Source organism: Poseidonibacter lekithochrous, from assembly GCF_013283835.1.
In the GTDB taxonomy this organism is placed as follows: Bacteria; Campylobacterota; Campylobacteria; order Campylobacterales; family Arcobacteraceae; genus Poseidonibacter; species Poseidonibacter lekithochrous.
Genome location: NZ_CP054052.1, coordinates 368,690 through 388,110, shown reverse-complemented (window position 1 = coordinate 388,110; position 19,421 = coordinate 368,690). Strand labels below are relative to the sequence as shown.

Genomic DNA, 19,421 nt, shown 5'->3' with positions numbered 1-19,421 from the left:
TACTCAAAAAAAAAGGTTCAAGCTTTATGCTTGAACCTTTATATAATTAATTGATTAAACTTTTAGAATTTGTAAGATGTATATATTCTAAGAATATCATCATCTTTTAAAGCAGCTTTGTTAAAGTCTGCACTTTCGTACATAACTTTTGCTGAAAAGTTTTTATTATAAACATATTGTAAGAATCCACCATAAGCATCAATCTTTTCATATGGCAATGAAGCATCATCAGTATTTACTTGCCCATAATAAGCAACCATTAATACATCTGCAATTTTTGTTGCTGCAACTCCAACCATAGTATCAGTGTCTTTTGTATAAGTAACACTTCCTCCATGTAAAGGTAACGCAGTAAATGCTGCATCAGCACCTGAACCAACACCTGAGTATACTTTTCCATCATCTGATGTTGTTGTATATAAACCTGTTAAGTTGATCATACCAATTGTTCCTGAGGCTTTAAAACCAATCATAGAACCATCTACATTACTATCTGTTGTATCATAGTATTGAGCAGATAAATCAATTCCAGCAATTTTATAATGTGCATCAAAATATAAAGCATCTTTATCACTAGCTGATGTATTACCTTTTACATCTAAGTACTGTAAAGTTAATGTTAAATCTTTCACTGATTTATTCTCAGCTAATACAGAATAAGCACCATCTTCTACTTTACTTTTAGTAAACTCACCTGCTCCACCATTTCCGTCTGTTCTATCTTGATATTTACCTGCATATATAGCCATTAATTTTGTTTGAGGTAAATCAGTATTAGTTAAAGTAAAACCTTCAAAAGATTGTTTTATCATTCTAGAACCAGATCCTGCGATTAATGGTGTTTTAATATACTGTCTACCAATCTTAGCTGTTGTATTAGACATTGTATAAGATAGATATGATTCTGACATTACAGAACCAGATGCATCCATTGTATTTGCAAAGTTGTTTGTACCTTCAGTTGAAATATCCGATACATGTGAAGTTTGGAATGTTACTCCCCCTTTAAATCCATAAAAAGAATCTGTGATAACATTTAAATTACCACCAAAAACTAATATAGAATCACTTTTACCATCAGCTAAAGGTTTTACATCAAAATACTGAGCTTTAATCTCACCTTTTACTTTTGCATTTGCGAATGCTTCAGATAAACTGTCTGCACATGCACTTGATGAAACTAATAAACCAGCTGCCAAACTTAATTTTGTAATTTTTCTCATTTACTCTCCCTAGATTTCGAAATTTTAACTAGACTACATAAACACGCGCTACATAACTTTATTATCTAAAGTTTTGTCCTGTACCCTATGAATTTCTATTCTAATGGAAAAGTATCGCAAAATTATCGCGATTTTATAGTTTTTAGTAATAAATACAGTACAAAAAGGAAGCTAATTTTGTACTGTATTAGAAAGCATTTGATAGGTTAACTCTGAAGTTGTGTGATATATAGTTAAAATCACAAGTTTATTCTATTCGTAAAGGAGAACACGAACTTAAAAGCAAAATATTTAGGTACTACAACTTCAGATATTTTATTTCTTATATACCTGTACCTATTACAAATATTATATTAGTAAAAACAAATCGCTAATTTATCGCAAGATATACTATTTATCATTTTTCTTAAACTAAAAAGAAATCTTCAAGTAATTTATTGAATCTGTCTTTATGTTCAATTTGAGACCAATGTCCACATTGTCCAAAACCATGTAATTGAGATTTTTCAATTAGACTATGTAACCTAGTAGAATTCTCAAAAGGAATAACCTTATCATCTCTTCCATGAATAATTAAAACATCTTTATCAATAGCTTTAATATCTTCTTCATTAGAGGCCATTGCACTTACACTACTTTGTCTAGGAGCAGGAAACATAGAACCAAAAGATTCCTGGAAACCTTCTCTTATACTTGCTTCATATCTCATTTGAGCTAATTCATCTGTTACTAATACTCTTGAATATGCAAAAGTATCAAGTAATGATCTCATATTCTCTAAAGAAGGAGTATATCCCCATGCTTGATCAAGTCCTGCTGTTAGTTCAAAATCAATTCCCATAGCACCCATAAGCACTACTTTATTTAATCTTTCAGGGTATTTAATAGTTAAAGCTAAAGCTAAAGCTCCACCAAATGAGTTTCCAACAATATTAAATTTTTCTATATTTAAAGCATCCATTAAATCAATTGCTTGTTTAACCCATACATCCATATCATAAGTGGCATCTTCTATTCTCTGCGTATAACCAAATCCTGCCATATCAGGTGCTATTACTCTAAAGTTTTGTGCAAGAGTAGGCATTGCTAATCTCCAGTTTGCATATGCTGAAACCCCCGGACCTGAACCGTGAATAAATAGTACTACTTCACCCTCACCTAAATCATGATAATTTGTATTATAACCACCCGTATTTATATTATTTGCTATTTCTGGATTTGACATCTTTTCTCCTATTTATTTAAATTGAACTCTTTTGCTAAAAGTTCATATGAATTTTTCCTATCCTCAAATGAATAAGTCACATTTACAACTACTACTTCTTCTACATCATACTCTTTGGCCAAAGCTTCTATTTGTTCTTTACACTCTTTAGCTGTTCCTAAAATCATTGAGTTCATTGTTTCTTCATAATAAGCCTTATCTTCAAAGCTTAGGTTTTTTATACGGTCTTGAACTGTTTTAGGAGAAAGTAAAGGATCTCTTGAAGGGTGTCTAAAAGCTTGAACCTTCCAATATGAATGTGTACTAGCGATAAATCTAGCTTCTTCTTTAGTATTAGCACATATACAAGCAACTGCTATCATTGCATTTGGCTTTTTATCTGCTTTTGCACTTGCAAAAGACTTCTTATAATCTTTGATAATATTAGGACTTCGCTCATGAGTACCTATAAATAAAGCTAAAATATATCCAGCTCCTAAATATCCAGCTAAAGAAGAACTTCCATCACTTGAACCTAATAAAAATACAGGAGTTGAATCAATACCTTTGGGACTCAAGTTTAATTCATGAAAACTAGAATCCTCAGGTGTTGTTCCATCAAGATAATTTATAAGTTCGTAAGCTTTTTGTGAATAATCAGCATTAGTACAATATAAAGCTCTTGTAGCTAAATAACTAGCTCCACTAGCGCGACCAATACCTAGATCAATTCTATTATCATATAAAGCACTAAGTGTATTAAAAGTCTCTGCAACTTTAAAAGAGTTATAGTGATTTAGCATAACACCACCACTACCAACTCTTATTTTAGATGTAGCACTTGCTACTGCTCCAACCATTACTTCAGGAGCACAAGAAGCATATCCAGGAGTATCATGATGTTCAGCTAATAAATACCTGTGATAACCTAAGTCTTCACAGGTTTTAGCAAGATTTATTGTGTCAAATAAACCTTGTTTATCTTCTTTTCCATCATGAATAGGAGATTGGTCTAATACACTTAGTTTCAAAGACATATTATCGTCCCATCTTTTTTACGCTTTGTCCACCAATTCCAAAATGCTGTTTTGGCATTTCATTTATGATAACCCTTACATTTGCTTCAGGTGCATCAATGGCTTCATGAATTGCTTGAGTTACTTTAGCAATAAGTTTTTCTTTTTGCTCGTCACTTCGACCTTCAATTATATTAATTTGTGCTATAGGCATTAAATTTCCTTTTTTATACAAACTTCATAGATAATGAACCTAAATCTTGGAATTTAACAGTTACGTTATCTCCTTTTTTTACGCTCATAGCAGCAGTGATTGCACCTGATAAGATATAAGTTCCAGCTTTTAAAACCTCGTCCCTTTCACCCATCATATTTGCAAGCATTGCAATTGCAGTTGCAGGATGACCAAGTACTGCAGCACCAGCTCCAAGCTGAACTACTTCCCCGTTTATTTCCATTACAACACCTAAAGTTTTAAGATCTAAATCTTCTACTTTTCTGGCACGACCACCAGTTACATATCTAGAAGATGAAGAGTTATCAGCAATTACAGATTTTAAATCAAATTTAAAATCTTTATATCTTGAATCAATAACTTCAACAGCAGGCATTACAAAATCAGTAGCTGCTAATACATCTCCAATATGACATCCAGGGCCACTTAAATCATCTTTTAAAATAAATGCAATCTCAGCTTCAACTTTTGGATGAATTAACTCATCAATAGCAATTTCAGCCCCATCACCATAAGCAAAGTAATCTGCTAAATATCCATAACAAGGGTTTTCAACACCCATTTGTTTCATCTTAGCTTGTGAAGTAAGACCCATTTTCATACCTACGATTTTTGTACCCCTAGCTTCTTTAGCAGCTCTAGCAGTCCATTGAATATCATAAGCATCTTCATATGTCATTTCAGGATAATCATCCGTAATTTTTGTAATCTCTTGCGCATTTAATTCAGCATCTTCACAATGCTTTGCTAATTTTTGTATTGTTGCTTTATCTAATGCCATTATAATAATCCTCTTTCTTTTGCTAATTCCATTGCGCAGTCATCAATCATATCTTCTTGACCACCAATCATTCCTCTATTACCTAATTCAACTAATAAAGTTCTTGCGTCAATTCCATACTTTTTCTCAGCACGACGTGCAAATAATAGGAAAGAAGAATAAACACCTGCATAACCTAATGTTAAAGAATCTCTAGAGATTCTTGTAGGTTTCCCCATAATTGGCAGTGCAATATCTTCAGCAGCATCTTCAATTAGATCTAAATCAACTCCCGTTTCAACTCCCATTCTATTACAAACAGCAACTAAAACCTCAGTAGCAGTATTTCCAGAACCAGCTCCAAATCCAGCAAGAGAAGCATCAATTCTAGTAGCTCCGGCTTCAATAGCAGCAAGGGAGTTAGATACTCCCATAGACATATTATTATGACCGTGGAATCCAAGTTCAATTTCATCACCAAACTCTTTTTTTAATGCAGCAATTCTTGAACTTACCATATCAGGTAAAAGGTAACCAGCAGAATCAGTTGCATAAATACAATTAGCTCCATATGAAACCATTTTTCTAGCTTCTTCAACTAATCTTTTTTCATCAACCATATGTGCCATCATTAAAAATCCAACAGTATCAAGATTCATTCCTACTGCTGCTTTTATATGTTGAGCTGAACAATCAGCTTCTGTAGAGTGTGTTGCAACTCTAACTGTTGAGATACCATGTTCAACTGCTCTCTCTAAATCTTTTACAATTCCAATTCCAGGAAGTAAAAGTGCAGAGATTTTTGCTTGAGTCATATTAGGAACAACTGCATCTAACCACTCTTCATCTGTATGTAATCCATAACCATAATTTAATGATGAACCACCAAGTCCATCCCCATGAGTTACTTCAATCATTGGAACACCAGCTTTATCCATAGCAACTGACATATCTTTCATTTGCTCTAAAGTAAATTGATGTCTAACAGAATGCATTCCATCTCTTAAAGACATATCATGAATAGTAATTTTTTTACCTCTTAAATCCATCTTATAATCCTTTTTGCTCTGTTGTTGTAGCTGTTACAGCTTGTTCACTCATAGTTTCAGCTTTTACAATTTTTTCAGCCATTTGCTCCGCAATATTTGAAGCAGCTGCTGTAATAATGTCAAGATTACCTGCATATTTTGGTAAGTAATCTCCTAGTCCTTCAACCTCTAACCAAATTGATATTTTATTTCCATCAAAAACTGGTCCGTTTTTAAGTGCATATCCTGGAACAAACTTTTGAACTTGAGCTACCATTTCTTTTACAGATTTTGTAATAGCTTCTTGATCTGGTGATTCACTAGTTTGACAATGAATTGTATCTCTCATCATTAAAGGTGGCTCTGCAGGATTAAGAATAATAATTGCTTTTCCTTTTTTAGCCCCTCCAACTTGTTCAATTCCAAGTTTAGTAGTTTCTGTAAACTCATCAATATTAGCTCTAGTTCCCGGACCCGCTGATTTAGAAGCAGCAGTTGCAATAATCTCAGCATATTCAACTTCTTGTACTTTTGAAACAGCAGCAATCATAGGAATAGTAGCTTGCCCACCACAAGTAACCATATTTACATTTTGAGTATTTTGATCTAATAGTTCTTGCATATTTACTGATGGAACACAAAATGGTCCAATAGCAGCAGGAGTTAAATCAATAACTTGAACTCCAAGTTCTGCAAGTTTTCTATTATTTTCCCCATGAACATAAGCAGAAGTTGCATCAAAAGCAATCTTCACACCATCTTCTTTAATAAAAGGTAATAATCCATCAACACCATCTGCTGTAGTTTTCATTCCAGCTTCTTTAGCTCTTAATAATCCATCAGATTCAGGATCAATTCCTACCATCCATAAAGGATTTAAGATTTCACTTCTTTGAAGTTTATACATTAGGTCTGTTCCAATATTTCCCGACCCAATTAACGCACAATTAATTTTCATAGTATTATCCTTATTCAAATCTAATAGAAGCAGAACCAATTCCACCAATATTAATAGTCATATTATCCCCTGGCTCAATAGTAACCATGGCACATAATGCACCTGATAAAATAACCTCTCCAGCTTTTAAACCAACACCAAACTCACCTAATTTATTAGCAAGCCAAGCAACAGCATTTACAGGACTTCCTAAAGCAGCAGCTCCAGCACCTGTATGTAATAATTCACCATTTCTCTCTAATGTAATTCCACAAGTTGTTAAATCTACATCTAAAGGACTTACACTTTGTCCCCCAAATACTATATATCCACAAGAAGCGTTATCAGCAACTGTATCTTGGATTTTGATTTTCCAATCTTTGATTCTTGAATCAACAATTTCAAAACAAGGCATTACAAATTTTGTAGCTTTAATTACATCAGCAGCTGTAACTCCCGGACCTTGTAAATCTTCTTTTAAAACAAAGGCAATTTCACCCTCTGCTTTTGGTTGAATCATTCCATTACTTACATCAATTACATCTCCATCTGAATAAATCATATCTGATAAAAGGTAACCAAAATCAGGTTGATGAACACCTAACATATCCATTACTACTTTTGAAGTAACTCCAATTTTTTTACCAATTATTGTTGATTTATCATCTTCCATTCTTCTTTTTAAAAAATGATGTTGAATTGCATATGCATCTTCTATTGTAGAATCAGGTTCTCTTGAAGATATTGGATCCATTGCAGTATTAGCTTTTAGAGCCTCATACAATTCATTTCCGTATTTTTCTATTTTTTCATTATTCATTGCCATTATTCAATTCCACCTTACATTTTTATACATACATTTTTAAGTTCTGTATAGAATTCAAGTGAGTGATGACCACCCTCTCTTCCAATTCCTGAACCTTTCATTCCACCAAATGGTGTTCTTAAATCTCTTAAGAACCATGAGTTAACCCATACAATTCCAGAATCAATTTGTGATGCAACTCTATGAGCTTTGTCTAAATTCTCAGTAAATACAGTAGAAGCTAGTCCATATTGTGTATCATTTGCCATTTTGATAACTTCTTCTTCAGTATCAAAAGGTTGAACATGACAACAAGGTCCAAATACTTCTTCTTTTACTACTGTTGCAGTTTCTGGAAGTCCAGTCCAAATAGTAGGTTCCACAAAGAATCCATTCTTTAAATCACCTTCCATTTTAGGAGCTCCACCACCTAAAACTACATTGGCACCCTCTTTTTTAGCAATATCATAAAACTCTAATACTTTATCTCTATGTGCAGCACTTACAACAGGACCCATATCTACAGATTCATCATGTTGAACACCAACTTTTAGTTTTTCTGCTGACGCTTTTAATTTTGCTAAGAACTCATCAAAAATTGGTCTTTGTACATAAACTCTCTCAGTACCTAAACATACTTGTCCAGAGTTTGCAAATGCAGATCTAGTTGTTTCTGCAACTGCTTTTTCCATATCACAATCTTCAAAGATAATTGCAGGATTTTTCCCACCTAATTCTAAAGATACATCTCTTACACCTTTAGAGCAGGCATTCATAATCATTTCACCAGTTTTTGTTTCCCCTGTGAATGTAATTGCATCAATATCTTGATGTGCAGTTAATAAGTTTCCAGTAATTGAACCCTTACCTTGAACAACATTATAAGCACCATTTGGAACTCCAACTTTGCTCATTACTTCCCCTAAAAGTGAAGTAGTAGTTGGTGTTACTTGAGATGGTTTTACAACTACTGTATTACCACAAGCAAGTGCCGGACCTACTTTCCAAGTCATTAATAATAGTGGTAAATTCCAAGGAGAGATAACAGCAATTACACCTTTTGGTTTTCTCATTGAATAATTCATTGCAGTTTTACCATCAGGAGTATCCATTCTATATGCTTCATCAGCAACAGATTTCATAGTGTCTGCAAATACTTTGAAGTTTGCAGCTCCTCTTGGAATATCAATATGTCTAGCAATTGAGTATGGTTTTCCAGTATCTAAACACTCAGCTTCTAAGAAATCGTCAAATCTTCTATCCATTTCATTTGCTAATTCGTACATTAAAGCTATTCTGTCATTTAGCTTCATTTGCCCCCATTCACCTGTTAGTGCAGCTTTTGCAGCAGCAACGGCAGCGTCTACTTCTGGTTCTCTACCTAATGCAACTTTTGAGATTAACTCAGCTGTTGCTGGGTTATAATTATCAAAGAACTCTCCACATTGTGAGTCCATAAATTGTCCGTTAATATAGTGTTGTACTTTATTCATTATTGTAATCCTATTTTTTCTATTGCATATTGTGCGCAAATAATATCTTCTTCTTCAGTTCCACCAGAAACACCAATAGCTCCTACTTTTACGCTATTTTCAAATATTGGTAGTCCTCCACCAAAAGGTATAAGTCTATTCCTATTTGAAAAACCCTGTTCAAGGTGTGGTGCTTCTTTAAAAATATCTGTCCATTGATTTGTTGCAAATCCAAAACTTGCACTTGTGTAAGCCTTATCTTTTGCTATTTGCATTGAGTGAATAAAAGAATCATTCATTCTTAAAAAAGCTAATTCTAATCCTGCATTATCTGTAACACTTACGTTTATTTCTATATTTAAATTTTCTGCTTTTTTTATTGCCATTTCACAAGCAGCAAAAGCTGCTTGATATGTAAGGCTTTTATTAACCTGAGTCATTTATTCAATCCTATGTATAAACATTTGTAAATGATTCAACAGGCTGATTTGTATGGTAGAAAATACCTTTCCATAACTCATCTTCTGTCCATGTAACTGTTGGCATATCTGGATAAACTGCATATCCAAGACCTGCAAATGTTTCATTTCTATTTCCTGATGGGTCAAAGAAATAAATTGTATTTCCTCTAGTAATTCCATGTCTTTGAGGAGTAACGTCAACTTTTACATTTCTTTTACCTAATACATCAGCAGCTTTTAGAATATCTGCCCAATCATCTAAGAAGAATGCAAAGTGATGTAATCCTGTTTCAGGACCACCAACAAAAGCGATATCATGAGGAGTATTTCCAGCACTTAACCATGTTGCTAATTGAACAGAACCATCAGGTCCTACTACTACTTGTTCAGCTAGTTTCATATCAAATACTTCAACCATTAATTGAGTATTTTGTGCAACTGTATTAATTCCATTTTCAGGATCTAAAGGACACATTAATAAAGCATGATCTAACCAATGTGTTCCAACACCAGTTAATCCATCAGGCCATGGTTCAGGATTTGTAGTACCAACATCTTTACCAACAAAATCTTTTTCAGCATATAAAATAAAATCATGTCCAGAAGGAAGTTTGAAGTTCAAAGTCCTACCACAGAAAGGAACTGCTTCCGCAGCTTTCATTGTTGTATCGATACCTCTCTCTTCAAGTTTTAAAGCTAGTTCATCTAAATCTGAATCTTTTTCAACTTTATAAGCAATATCATTCATTCCAGCACTCTCACTAGGATTTAGAACAACTGAATATTTATCCCACTCATCCCAACACTTAAGGTAAACTCTACCCTCTTCATCTTCATGAGTAATTCTCATATCCATTACGTTTGTGTAATATTTTTTTGACTCTTCAATATCAATAGCATTAATACTAATATGTCCAATTCTCATAATTCCCATTTCTTCTCCTTAAGTTTTTATACGAAGCCGTATTTCTTTTTTTCTTCTACTCTTTTACATTGAGGTTTTCCAATAAATTCAAACTCAACATCTGATTTTGGAATAGCTCTACAAGCAAGAACAAAACCAGATTCTTTTTCATCTTCTGTTATATATTTTTTACTCATAGATAAGGTTTCAATTTCCCCATCTAAAATTTTGATTTTACAAACACCACATCCACCACCATGGCAACCATTTGGTGCAAGTGATACTCCACCTTTTGCCATACAGTTTAAAATGTGATCTTCATTACATGAATCAAAGCTTTTATTATTTCCAAGCATTTTAATTTGGTATTTTGAACCAGCCATTTATATATCCTTTAAAATAATCAATTCATAAAGAATGATATTTTTACTATTCAAACTATACTTGAAAAGATTCGCAGAAAAATCGCAATTTTTACTTTTCTAAACTAATTCATAAATCAATTTTATACTCAAGAAAAATGGTATTAATGAAAAGATTTTTTTAAGTAATTTACTAGACATTTTATGAGCTAGTTTCACACCTATGGGTGCCGTAAATACGCTTGCTAGTGCAACAAAAAATATTGCAGGTAAAAAAAGAAAACCTATGGTGTAATCAAGGCTTGTATGATTTATCATATAACCATTTATCATGTAACCTAAGGCACCTGATAAAGTTAAAATAAATCCAATTGCAGAGGAAGTACCAATTGCTTTTTTTATATCTATGCCTTGTGCAAGTAAATAAGGAACAATAAACATACCACCTGCAACAGAAATTAATGCAGATAAAGCCCCAAAAATTGCACCTGAAATATAATGTATTCTTTTTGAAAACTCTTTTTCTATATTTTTTGGAGTTGAGCCAAAAAACATATTAATAGAAGTCAAAAACATAAATATTGCAAAAATTATTGCAAGGGTAAAAGAGCTTAAATATGAAGCTAAAAAAGAAGCTAAGAAAGTTCCTACAATAATAGAAGGAACTAGTAATTTAAACATATCCCATAAAACTGCTTGTTTTTTATGCTGAGCTAACATAGAAGAAAAAGAAGTAATAGCCATGATTCCCATTGAAGTTCCAATGGCAGCATGAACAACCGTGTTTGCATCAAATTGTAGTGATAATAAAATACCAGTTAAAATAGGAACTATAATACCTCCTCCACCAATACCAAAGAGTCCTGAGATGAAACCTACAAATGCACCTAATAAAATAAATTGAATTATAATTGATATATCAAACATATATATCCTTTGAAATGTGAGATAAAATAGAGTTAAAAACTCTATTTCATTTAGATTGATTTAAATAGTGGAGATCGCTGATTTTCAGCGTTTAAGTCAGCTTTTGAAAAGAATTTTTCTGTATAAATATCTTTCTCAAAAAGTCTTCCTCTCATAAGTGTTGTAATACAAGCATCAAGCATAGGTGGAGGTCCACAAAGATATGCTTTATTTCCAGAGAAATCATTCTCGAAAATCTCATTTGCTGCATCAGTTACAAAACCACGTCTTCCATTCCAGTCTTGAACATCATCATCTGATAAAACAGGAACATAAGTAAAGTTTTCATATTTTTTTTCTAAATCAAAAAATAGATCTGAGTAATATAACTCTTCTTGATTTCTTGCTCCATGAAAAAGTGTAATTGGTAAATCACAAGAATTTTCTAATTGCTCTAAAATCATAGATTTAGGAGAACTTAATCCTGAACCACCGGCAAAGAAAATCATTGGTTTCTGGGCTGATTCTCTTACAAAAAATCTTCCATAAGGTCCAGATATTTTCCGTCTAGCACCTACTTTTACATTATTATGAATCCAAGGAGTAGCTTCCCCATCTGGTACTAGTGAAACATTTAACTCAACAACTTTTTTATCATTTGAAGAATTACATAATGAAAAAGCTCTTGGTTCATCAAAACCTGGAACATGATATTGAATATATTGTCCAGCTTGGAAATCAATTCCCTCATCTAACTCAATAAAAATACCTTTTATTCTAGGAGTTAAATCTTTTACTTCGATTACTGTTCCCATAAAATCTTGAACTGCAATAGATTTAGCATCAGGATCTTCGTCAATATCAGCTTCAACACAAGTATTTTCCATTGGTGTTGCTGTACAAGCTAAACATTTTCCTTCATCTTTTTCCATATCCATTAAAGCAAAAGGTGAAGCAGCACCATAGTCAACTTCTCCTTCTAAGATTTCAACTTTACAAGTTCCACATAATCCATGTGAACAAGCATGGGGAATGTAAACACCTTGTCTTAAAGCTGCGTCAAGGATGGTTTGCCCATCCTCAACTTCGATTACATCACCAGTTGGTTCAATTTCTACTTGGTAAGCCATATTAAATTCCTACTCCATTTAATCCTGTTAAATTTGGTGTTTCAAATCTAACTAAAGATTTATGATCGATTCCGTTATCAATTAAAGATTTTTCAAAATCAGGAGTGAATACTTCCCCATTTAATCTCCAAATAACAGAATCATCCCATACTACTTTTTCAAAGTCCGGATGATCTTTATAACAAGATGGCATTACTTCGCTCACTAATGCCCCAAAAGGCATTTGTGGAGGAAGTGGAAATGTCATTGCTGAGTTGATTAACTTATGTTTATCCCAACCTACATATACAAGTTGGTTCCCATGAAATCTATCAACACTATCCATCATTATTGTTGGGTAATCCCCTTTTGTAACTATTGCCATCTTAAGCTTCTCCTTTCCATTGTTTCCACATTTGTTCATCTTGAGAACCTACGTAATCAAGATTGTCTTGTCCAAATTCAACCTTATACCATTTTAATACTTCTGGTAATGTAGCCCCTCCACAATTTCCTTGGAAGATTTGGTGAACTGGTAACCAAGACTGTACATATTTTTCTGGCTCATCTTCAAATATTTCTTGACAATGATCTGAACAGAAATGGAATCTTTCACCATTAAATGTTGTTTGCTTATGCACAATTTGTGTTGGATCATCATTTTCACAATCTGTATATAACATTGGAATTTGACAAGTTTGACATAATTGAGGAAGCATTTCAGAGTAATATCTCTTTCCTTGCTTTTCTAATTCTGCCCAATGCTCATATACTGGTCTATAGTATTTATCAAATGTATTTGGATATTTTTCACTTAACCAATCCATTTTCTTTTCATCAGGTAACCATGTATGGAATGGTGCTGCTGCGTTATGTGTATAGAAAGTCATCCAAATTTGGTGAGATAAATGTTCTTTTTCAGCACTTACAGTACCAGCACACTCAGGAATTGTAATTCCATATCTCTCTAAATCTTTAAATAATGCAACTGTATTTTCTTCGAAGTATAACTCCCAAGCTTCTTTCCATGATTGTGGAGATTCTGGTAACATATAATCCATCATCATTGATACAAGTCCTAGAACTTTATATCCTCTCCAAGTCCATTTATTAATCCATTTTTGAACAATAGGAACATTATCAGGGTCTTGCTCTAATAAGAACTTAATCGCTTGAAGACCTAAAGTCATATGTCTTGCTTCATCAGACTGAGCTGAGAATCCAAATGTTACTGTTGCCATATCACCATTATAAGCAGCACCAGACATAAACGGTACGAATAATAGGTTTGTTAATACATACTCAAAAGAGAATCCAATAGCAATCATAAACTCAAATGGACCTGCTGATCTTGCATCATCAAAGAATGATTTAGGAACTGAAAGATACCAAACTCTATCATGCCAATGTGCAAATTCAGAGAAACCATTAAAGTGTTTGTTATAGTGGCTTAATGTATGAATTTGTGTTTGAACATGTCTTAACTCATCAATTGCTTGCATTTGACATGCAACTCTTGGACCATCACCTCTAAAGTTTCTTGCAACATCTGCAAAACCTCTATGAGCTTGATATTCTAATGGTGAAACACCTGTTAAGAATAATTTTAATGCTGATACATATCTTGCATCTGTGATATTTTTTTGTCCATTATTTTGAGCAAAAGCATCAATAATTGCATATAGTTTTTTATCTTTTTCACCTTGGTATTTCCAGTAAGAATCCATAGTCATTCTAAATGGATCTTCCCATGCTTCCCAATCATGAATTTTGATACCTTCAAATTTATCTTTTGGAAAAACATCATCCATATTTTGATATGTAGTATCCCATCCAAGTCTTGTCATATACTTGTACTTGTCTTTCATATTTAAACGTTTTTTTCTCTTTTGTGTTTGCATAGTCATAATGTTTTCCTCCTAGTTATCCCAATAAATTGTGAAATGATCATAATCTTCATCAACATTTCCTGCTAATGAAACTAAAACTAATTGTAGCTCTTGTGGATCCCAATCTCTACCAATATGAGTTGATACAGTTTCTGCTTTTATTTGAAGTTTTCCCTCAGCTGCAATTTTTACCATTGCTGGTTGGTTTTCAACCTCAGCGTGAGGATTGTCTTCTTTAATTGCTTCAATAATTGCTCTTGTTTCTTCTACTGCTTGTAGTGCTAAAAATACTTTTGACATACTAATTCTCCTAAAGGTTTAAACCATTTTTATTAAGTCTTACAACTAACTCATCTTTAATCATATTCATAGCTACTTCAGGATTTGAATGTACTTTTTGTGCTAATGGTAATACAGCATGGAAAGCAATATCAATATACTTTTTACACCAAGTATTTAATAATTCTTTATTCTCTTCACTCTCAGCGCTAGCTACTTTAACCGTCATATCAATCCATCTTGCACACTCTTCATTCCAAGAAGTAATAAACTCAGTCATCATAACTTGAGCAGAACCACCTCTTACATTTAATTCTTGTTCCATTAAATTGAAATATAAAGGATGAATAAATGCATCAAATATTACATTTTGAGCAATATGTAATTCAAACCAATCTTTAAGTACAAAAGAATCTTCCATTGCTTTTCTAAGTGGTTGCCATGCTTCATCATTTAACCATTTGTCTTTTGCATTATCTAAAACAATTGACTCATTCTCACCTAATAAAAGACCAATTCTTGTAAGATATTGAGCATTACCCAATCTATCTTCTGCATGGAACATGTAAGCATTAGTAATAGCAGCACCATAACCTTCAGAACATAATTGAAGGTTATTCATATTTGCACCCCACTCATAATGTCTAAGTGGTAATACATAAGATAAAATCAACTCTTTAATATCTTCAGGCATTACATCTAACATATTTCTTTTTTCAACAAAAACAAAATTTTGTTCTGCTACTTCTTGTTGTTTAGCTCTAGCTGTTACATAAGAAGCATAGTGATATTGTCTTGGATCTAAAAACTTATACCAATCTTCCATCTTTACTGCTGTTTTTGCTACATCATATAATTCATATGTTGCATCTGCTAAAGGTCTATAATGAAAATTATCAGTTGGTTGAATATCAAATGTTGCTTCTTCATATCTTGAAGCCATTTTACCTTCACCAATTCTTCTTTCAACATGACCAAACGTTTCTCTTTTTGGCTTAATATCTATACTTTTAATATCTAAAGACATATTCTCTCACTCCTTATTTTGTTAATGTACCAATTACTCCGTACTGCCATTTGTATTTGTCATTTTCAACATCTATGATTTGTTCCCTACTTAGATGTTCAACTGTATTGTTAATACAAAATTTTTCAAACTGCTCTTTTGGTAAAGCAAGTTCTACATACATACAAGGATCACCAATTGCAAAATCAAACTCAATTAATCCGTTTGCTTTTTCATCTGTGATATGTACATATTTTTTTTTAAATGGTGACACTTTACTCATAATAATTACTCCATCTAATTGTCAAACTTTTATCTCAAAAATCAGTTTAATAGAAAAAACTCGCAAAAGTATCGCACTAGTTATCTAAAGTTTTTTTTTATGATATAATTTTCTAAATAACAGTTCAAAGGCTTATATAATGGGTAATCTAAAGCAATATTTTTTTGATAACAAATCAATTCCCACTAAATTTTCCATCTCTTATGTATTAATTGGTGTATTAGGTATTGTGTTCTTAGATAAATTGATTTCAGAGTTTTTCAAATACAACTCTATAATGGAGCAAGGGCCACTTACCTTTGGTATATTGTTTTTATTATCAACAGGAATTATTCTTTTTATAATGCTAAATCATATGCAAAAAGTAATACAAAGAATTGATAATTCATATAGAGAGTTAAAAGATAAAGATAAAGAAAGATTAGTACCGTATGAGTTTGCACTTAATAACTCTATTGATGCTATTTATTGGTTTACTTTAGATGGAAAGTTTGTTTATGTAAATGAAGCAGCTTGCCAAATGGTAGGAAGAACAAAAGAAGAGTTCTTAGAAGAGATGCACTTAGAAGATATGGATCCTAACTTTGATAGGCAAACAGCTAAAGAGTGTATGATTAATATTTATAATCATAAAAACTGGAGATTAGAAACTACACAAATAAAAAAAGATGGAACAATATTTCCAGTTGAAGTATCTGGTCATGGCTTTATGCATAATGGAACTGAGTATGTATGTGCTTTTGCTAGGGATATGACTCAAAAGCAAGAGTATAGAACTAAAATTACTAAAATGAATCAAGAACTACAAAAGTCTGTAGAAGAAAAAGATATTTTATTAAAAGAAATTCACCATAGAGTAAAAAACAATATGGAGATAATTTCTTCTTTATTAAATATGCAAGAGAGACGGACTAAAGACCAAGAGATGATTTATATTTTACAACAAAGTAGAAGTAGAATTCATACTATGGCATTGGTACATGAGTTTTTATATTTAGGTGAAAACTTGGCTTTCATTAATTTGCCTAATTATATTAAAAGATTATTAGATGATATCAAAGACTTATATTGTTCACAAAATACAAGCTTAGAAGTGGATTTAAAAATTGAAAGATTAATATTCTCAACTAATAGATGTATTCAAATAGGAATGATATTACATGAGTTATGTGTTAACTCTCTTAAATACGCCTTTAAAGAAAATAGAGATAATAAATTATTACTTCATATTAAAACAAAAGATGATTTAATTGAGCTAAAACTTAGAGATAATGGAGAGGGAATATCATCAATTGATGACTTAGATTGCGCAGATTCTATTGGAACTCAACTTATATTTTCAATCGTTCAAGATCAACTTGATGGAGAAATAGAGTTTAGAAACAATGATGGATTAGAGTGTAATATTAAGTTCCCTAAGAAGGAAGAAGATGAGTAGTACAAAAATTTTAATAGTTGAAGATGAAACAATCATTGCAATGAATCTAAAAGAGACACTAAAAGAGTTAGGTTATGAATGTTGTGGAATTGCACCAAACAAATGTAGAACAATGAAGATATTAGAAAAAGGAGTAGTTCCTGATTTGATATTAATGGATATATATTTAAAAGGACCTACTACTGGAATTGAATTAGCAGAAGAGCTTAAAGTTACAATGCCTGAGGTTCCTATTATATTCTTAACAGCAAATTCTGAGAGTATTACAATAAAAGAAGCTTCGAAAACTTCTCCATATGGATATATACTAAAACCATATAAAAAACAAAGTTTACATGCAACAATAGAAGTTGCCTTATCAAAAGCCCAAGAAGATAATAAAAAGTTTAAAAAACTAGATGCAATTGAAAATATAAATAAAACACTAGAACATCAACTAAGTATAACTAATGATAGAAAACATAGAACTATTCAATTAAAATATGGTTACCTTTATGATAAAGAGTCAAGTACTTTATATTATGGGGATGAGCCTATTAAGCTTACTTCTAAAGAAAAAAAGATTATTGAACTACTATGTAATACAGCGGGACAGTTTGTATCTCAAGAACAAATAGAGTATGCAATATGGCAAGATGAACCAGCAGGTTATGCAGCGTTTAGATCAGTGCTTTTTAGACTTAGAAATAAAGTACATAAAGACCTGATTGTAAATCAAAATAATGCAGGTTATAAAATAGAATTATTCTAATAAAGCTGTTCAATATTTTGTATTCTATTTCTTATTCATAGAGAAACATTTACTATATCCTCTATCAAGTTAATGAAGTATAGACATAGCTTTCTATCTCAATATACTCTTCACTTGATAACTCATAAGGTATGTCATAAGCTCCACAGATATTTTCAAGTAAATTGTATAGGTATTCTATAGTGTTAAGAGCTAAGAATTTATACTCTTTATTTGGATTCATTTGTTCTATCTCTTCAAGGTATAAATCTTTTAATTCTTGGTTACTATAAATGTTTGATACCGTTTCAAAAAGAGTAATGACTTTGTCTTTTTTTAGAAGTGTTTTTGTTAAAATATCAGGCTTTTTATTAAATGCAATTGCAATATCAAATAAATCTCTTGAATTACCTTTATCAGCTCTATAATAAATCTTCTTAGCAATAATTTCTTCTACTGTATCAATTAAAAGTTCATAACCCCATAAATTAACTTTTTGATATGGATTATGTGATTTTTTGACAACATCAAAAAACTGAATCTTACAATCTTCATCTATAACTATTTCAGAGTAAATTGGATGACTTCTAAAGTTACCTTTATATCCAATTGATTCCATTGTAGTTTTTACTTCTTCGCTCCAATTAGATTCTTTGACTAGATGTTTTTTATCCTCTTCATCATAAATAAAAATATCAATATCAGTAGAATATCTATGATTCCAATAATAAGAAGCTAAGGCTGTACCTCCACCAAGTGTTGATACTTCACTTAAGTTATTCTCTTCTAAAAGTAGAAGTGTAGCTTCAAGCATAGCTTTTTGTTTTGAGAAATCATACATGAGATAAGTTTTTTCTATTTAGAATATTTTGTAATACAGATGGTACAGATTTTTTATTTTCTGTATTTGAATCAATATGTTTTAGTCTGAATCTTCTATCCCAAGTCTTTGAAACACCCTTTAAAGTTCTAAAAGGAGAAGAAATATATAGACTCTTTATATTTCTTTTTGATACATTAAAAGTTATGATAAATTCATCTAATTCATTTGGTTCAAGTTCTTTAAAAAACTTTGCATATATACTTTGTTCTCTAAGTGTTGCTTCATGATAATCTTTTTTATCAAAAGCTTTTCTAATATCATCACTTGTAAACTTTGAGTAATTATCAATATTTCTATTTAGGATATGAAAAAATCTATGATTAGTTTTTTTACTTAATTTATTTTGAACTTCTTTTTCATCAAGATTGATTAGAAGCTGATATAATTTATTTCTATTACTATCTTCTTTTTTCCAATCATTAAGTGTTGCAAATGGTATATCTAAATATTTACTAATTTGTGCTTGAGTCATTTCATATCCTTTCTATAAC

General features: G+C 31.8%; 23 protein-coding genes. 2 read left to right on the top strand and 21 right to left on the bottom strand.

Going from position 1 to position 19,421, the window contains the following annotated elements; all coding sequences use genetic code 11:
• Positions 1-62: 62 nt before the first annotated feature.
• The 19 genes from ALEK_RS01940 to ALEK_RS01850 all read right to left on the bottom strand — a co-directional run bounded on the left by ALEK_RS01940 (position 63) and on the right by ALEK_RS01850 (position 15,879).
• Positions 63-1,223, bottom strand: coding sequence for an OprD family outer membrane porin (locus tag ALEK_RS01940; RefSeq protein WP_071627853.1), 1,161 nt, complete (start codon positions 1,221-1,223; stop codon positions 63-65).
• 406 nt (positions 1,224-1,629) lie between these two features.
• Complete coding sequence (locus ALEK_RS01935) at positions 1,630-2,448, bottom strand: alpha/beta fold hydrolase (protein WP_071627855.1); 819 nt, start codon at positions 2,446-2,448, stop codon at positions 1,630-1,632.
• An 8-nt stretch (positions 2,449-2,456) separates the two neighbouring features.
• Positions 2,457-3,464 (bottom strand): MsnO8 family LLM class oxidoreductase, encoded by a 1,008-nt coding sequence (locus ALEK_RS01930; protein ID WP_071627856.1) that lies wholly within the window; start codon positions 3,462-3,464, stop codon positions 2,457-2,459.
• Position 3,465: 1 nt separating this feature from the next.
• Positions 3,466-3,657, bottom strand: a complete 192-nt coding sequence (locus ALEK_RS01925; RefSeq protein ID WP_071627857.1) for a 2-hydroxymuconate tautomerase — start codon at positions 3,655-3,657, stop codon at positions 3,466-3,468.
• A 13-nt stretch (positions 3,658-3,670) separates the two neighbouring features.
• Positions 3,671-4,459: a 2-oxo-3-hexenedioate decarboxylase gene (dmpH, locus tag ALEK_RS01920; RefSeq protein WP_071627858.1), complete on the bottom strand. Its 789-nt coding sequence runs from the start codon at positions 4,457-4,459 to the stop codon at positions 3,671-3,673.
• Entirely contained in the window at positions 4,459-5,487 is a 1,029-nt protein-coding gene (gene dmpG, locus ALEK_RS01915; protein ID WP_071627859.1) for a 4-hydroxy-2-oxovalerate aldolase, read from the bottom strand. The genes dmpH and dmpG overlap by 1 nt, the downstream gene beginning before the upstream one ends.
• A 1-nt stretch (position 5,488) precedes the next feature.
• On the bottom strand, positions 5,489-6,424 hold the full coding sequence (locus ALEK_RS01910; RefSeq protein ID WP_071627860.1) for an acetaldehyde dehydrogenase (acetylating): 936 nt from the start codon (positions 6,422-6,424) through the stop codon (positions 5,489-5,491).
• 10 nt (positions 6,425-6,434) lie between these two features.
• On the bottom strand, positions 6,435-7,229 hold the full coding sequence (dmpE, locus tag ALEK_RS01905; protein WP_272954420.1) for a 2-oxopent-4-enoate hydratase: 795 nt from the start codon (positions 7,227-7,229) through the stop codon (positions 6,435-6,437).
• 14 nt (positions 7,230-7,243) lie between these two features.
• A complete protein-coding gene (locus ALEK_RS01900) occupies positions 7,244-8,701 on the bottom strand; it encodes a 2-hydroxymuconic semialdehyde dehydrogenase (protein WP_071627861.1) in 1,458 nt (485 codons plus the stop codon).
• Positions 8,701-9,120, bottom strand: a complete 420-nt coding sequence (locus ALEK_RS01895) for a GlcG/HbpS family heme-binding protein (protein WP_071627862.1) — start codon at positions 9,118-9,120, stop codon at positions 8,701-8,703. Before ALEK_RS01895 ends, ALEK_RS01900 begins: the two co-directional genes overlap by 1 nt.
• Positions 9,121-9,130: 10 nt before the next feature.
• Positions 9,131-10,075, bottom strand: coding sequence for a catechol 2,3-dioxygenase (locus ALEK_RS01890; RefSeq protein WP_071627863.1), 945 nt, complete (start codon positions 10,073-10,075; stop codon positions 9,131-9,133).
• 17 nt (positions 10,076-10,092) lie between these two features.
• Positions 10,093-10,428, bottom strand: coding sequence for a 2Fe-2S iron-sulfur cluster-binding protein (locus tag ALEK_RS01885; protein WP_071627864.1), 336 nt, complete (start codon positions 10,426-10,428; stop codon positions 10,093-10,095).
• Between the two features lie 99 nt (positions 10,429-10,527).
• Positions 10,528-11,334, bottom strand: coding sequence for a sulfite exporter TauE/SafE family protein (locus tag ALEK_RS01880; protein ID WP_071627865.1), 807 nt, complete (start codon positions 11,332-11,334; stop codon positions 10,528-10,530).
• Positions 11,335-11,384: 50 nt separating this feature from the next.
• Complete coding sequence (locus ALEK_RS01875; RefSeq protein ID WP_071627866.1) at positions 11,385-12,443, bottom strand: NADH:ubiquinone reductase (Na(+)-transporting) subunit F; 1,059 nt, start codon at positions 12,441-12,443, stop codon at positions 11,385-11,387.
• 1 nt (position 12,444) lies between these two features.
• Positions 12,445-12,807: a phenol hydroxylase subunit P4 gene (locus ALEK_RS01870; RefSeq protein WP_071627867.1), complete on the bottom strand. Its 363-nt coding sequence runs from the start codon at positions 12,805-12,807 to the stop codon at positions 12,445-12,447.
• A gap of 1 nt (position 12,808) precedes the next feature.
• Complete coding sequence (locus tag ALEK_RS01865; RefSeq protein ID WP_228146314.1) at positions 12,809-14,329, bottom strand: aromatic/alkene/methane monooxygenase hydroxylase/oxygenase subunit alpha; 1,521 nt, start codon at positions 14,327-14,329, stop codon at positions 12,809-12,811.
• A 12-nt stretch (positions 14,330-14,341) separates the two neighbouring features.
• Positions 14,342-14,611: an MmoB/DmpM family protein gene (locus tag ALEK_RS01860; RefSeq protein WP_071627868.1), complete on the bottom strand. Its 270-nt coding sequence runs from the start codon at positions 14,609-14,611 to the stop codon at positions 14,342-14,344.
• A gap of 10 nt (positions 14,612-14,621) precedes the next feature.
• Positions 14,622-15,617: a ferritin family protein gene (locus tag ALEK_RS01855; protein WP_071627869.1), complete on the bottom strand. Its 996-nt coding sequence runs from the start codon at positions 15,615-15,617 to the stop codon at positions 14,622-14,624.
• Between the two features lie 13 nt (positions 15,618-15,630).
• On the bottom strand, positions 15,631-15,879 hold the full coding sequence (locus ALEK_RS01850; RefSeq protein WP_071627870.1) for a phenol hydroxylase subunit: 249 nt from the start codon (positions 15,877-15,879) through the stop codon (positions 15,631-15,633).
• A gap of 139 nt (positions 15,880-16,018) precedes the next feature.
• On the opposite strand from ALEK_RS01850, the gene ALEK_RS01845 reads away from it, so the two are divergent.
• Complete coding sequence (locus tag ALEK_RS01845; protein WP_071627871.1) at positions 16,019-17,317, top strand: sensor histidine kinase; 1,299 nt, start codon at positions 16,019-16,021, stop codon at positions 17,315-17,317.
• A complete protein-coding gene (locus ALEK_RS01840) occupies positions 17,310-18,068 on the top strand; it encodes a response regulator transcription factor (RefSeq protein ID WP_071627872.1) in 759 nt (252 codons plus the stop codon). The genes ALEK_RS01845 and ALEK_RS01840 overlap by 8 nt, the downstream gene beginning before the upstream one ends.
• A gap of 64 nt (positions 18,069-18,132) precedes the next feature.
• Here ALEK_RS01840 and ALEK_RS01835 read toward each other — a convergent pair whose 3' ends face one another.
• Both ALEK_RS01835 and ALEK_RS01830 read right to left on the bottom strand, forming a co-directional pair.
• Positions 18,133-18,888: a nucleotidyl transferase AbiEii/AbiGii toxin family protein gene (locus ALEK_RS01835; protein WP_071627873.1), complete on the bottom strand. Its 756-nt coding sequence runs from the start codon at positions 18,886-18,888 to the stop codon at positions 18,133-18,135.
• Positions 18,881-19,402: a hypothetical protein gene (locus tag ALEK_RS01830; protein ID WP_071627874.1), complete on the bottom strand. Its 522-nt coding sequence runs from the start codon at positions 19,400-19,402 to the stop codon at positions 18,881-18,883. The genes ALEK_RS01835 and ALEK_RS01830 overlap by 8 nt, the downstream gene beginning before the upstream one ends.
• Between the last annotated feature and the right edge of the window lie 19 nt (positions 19,403-19,421).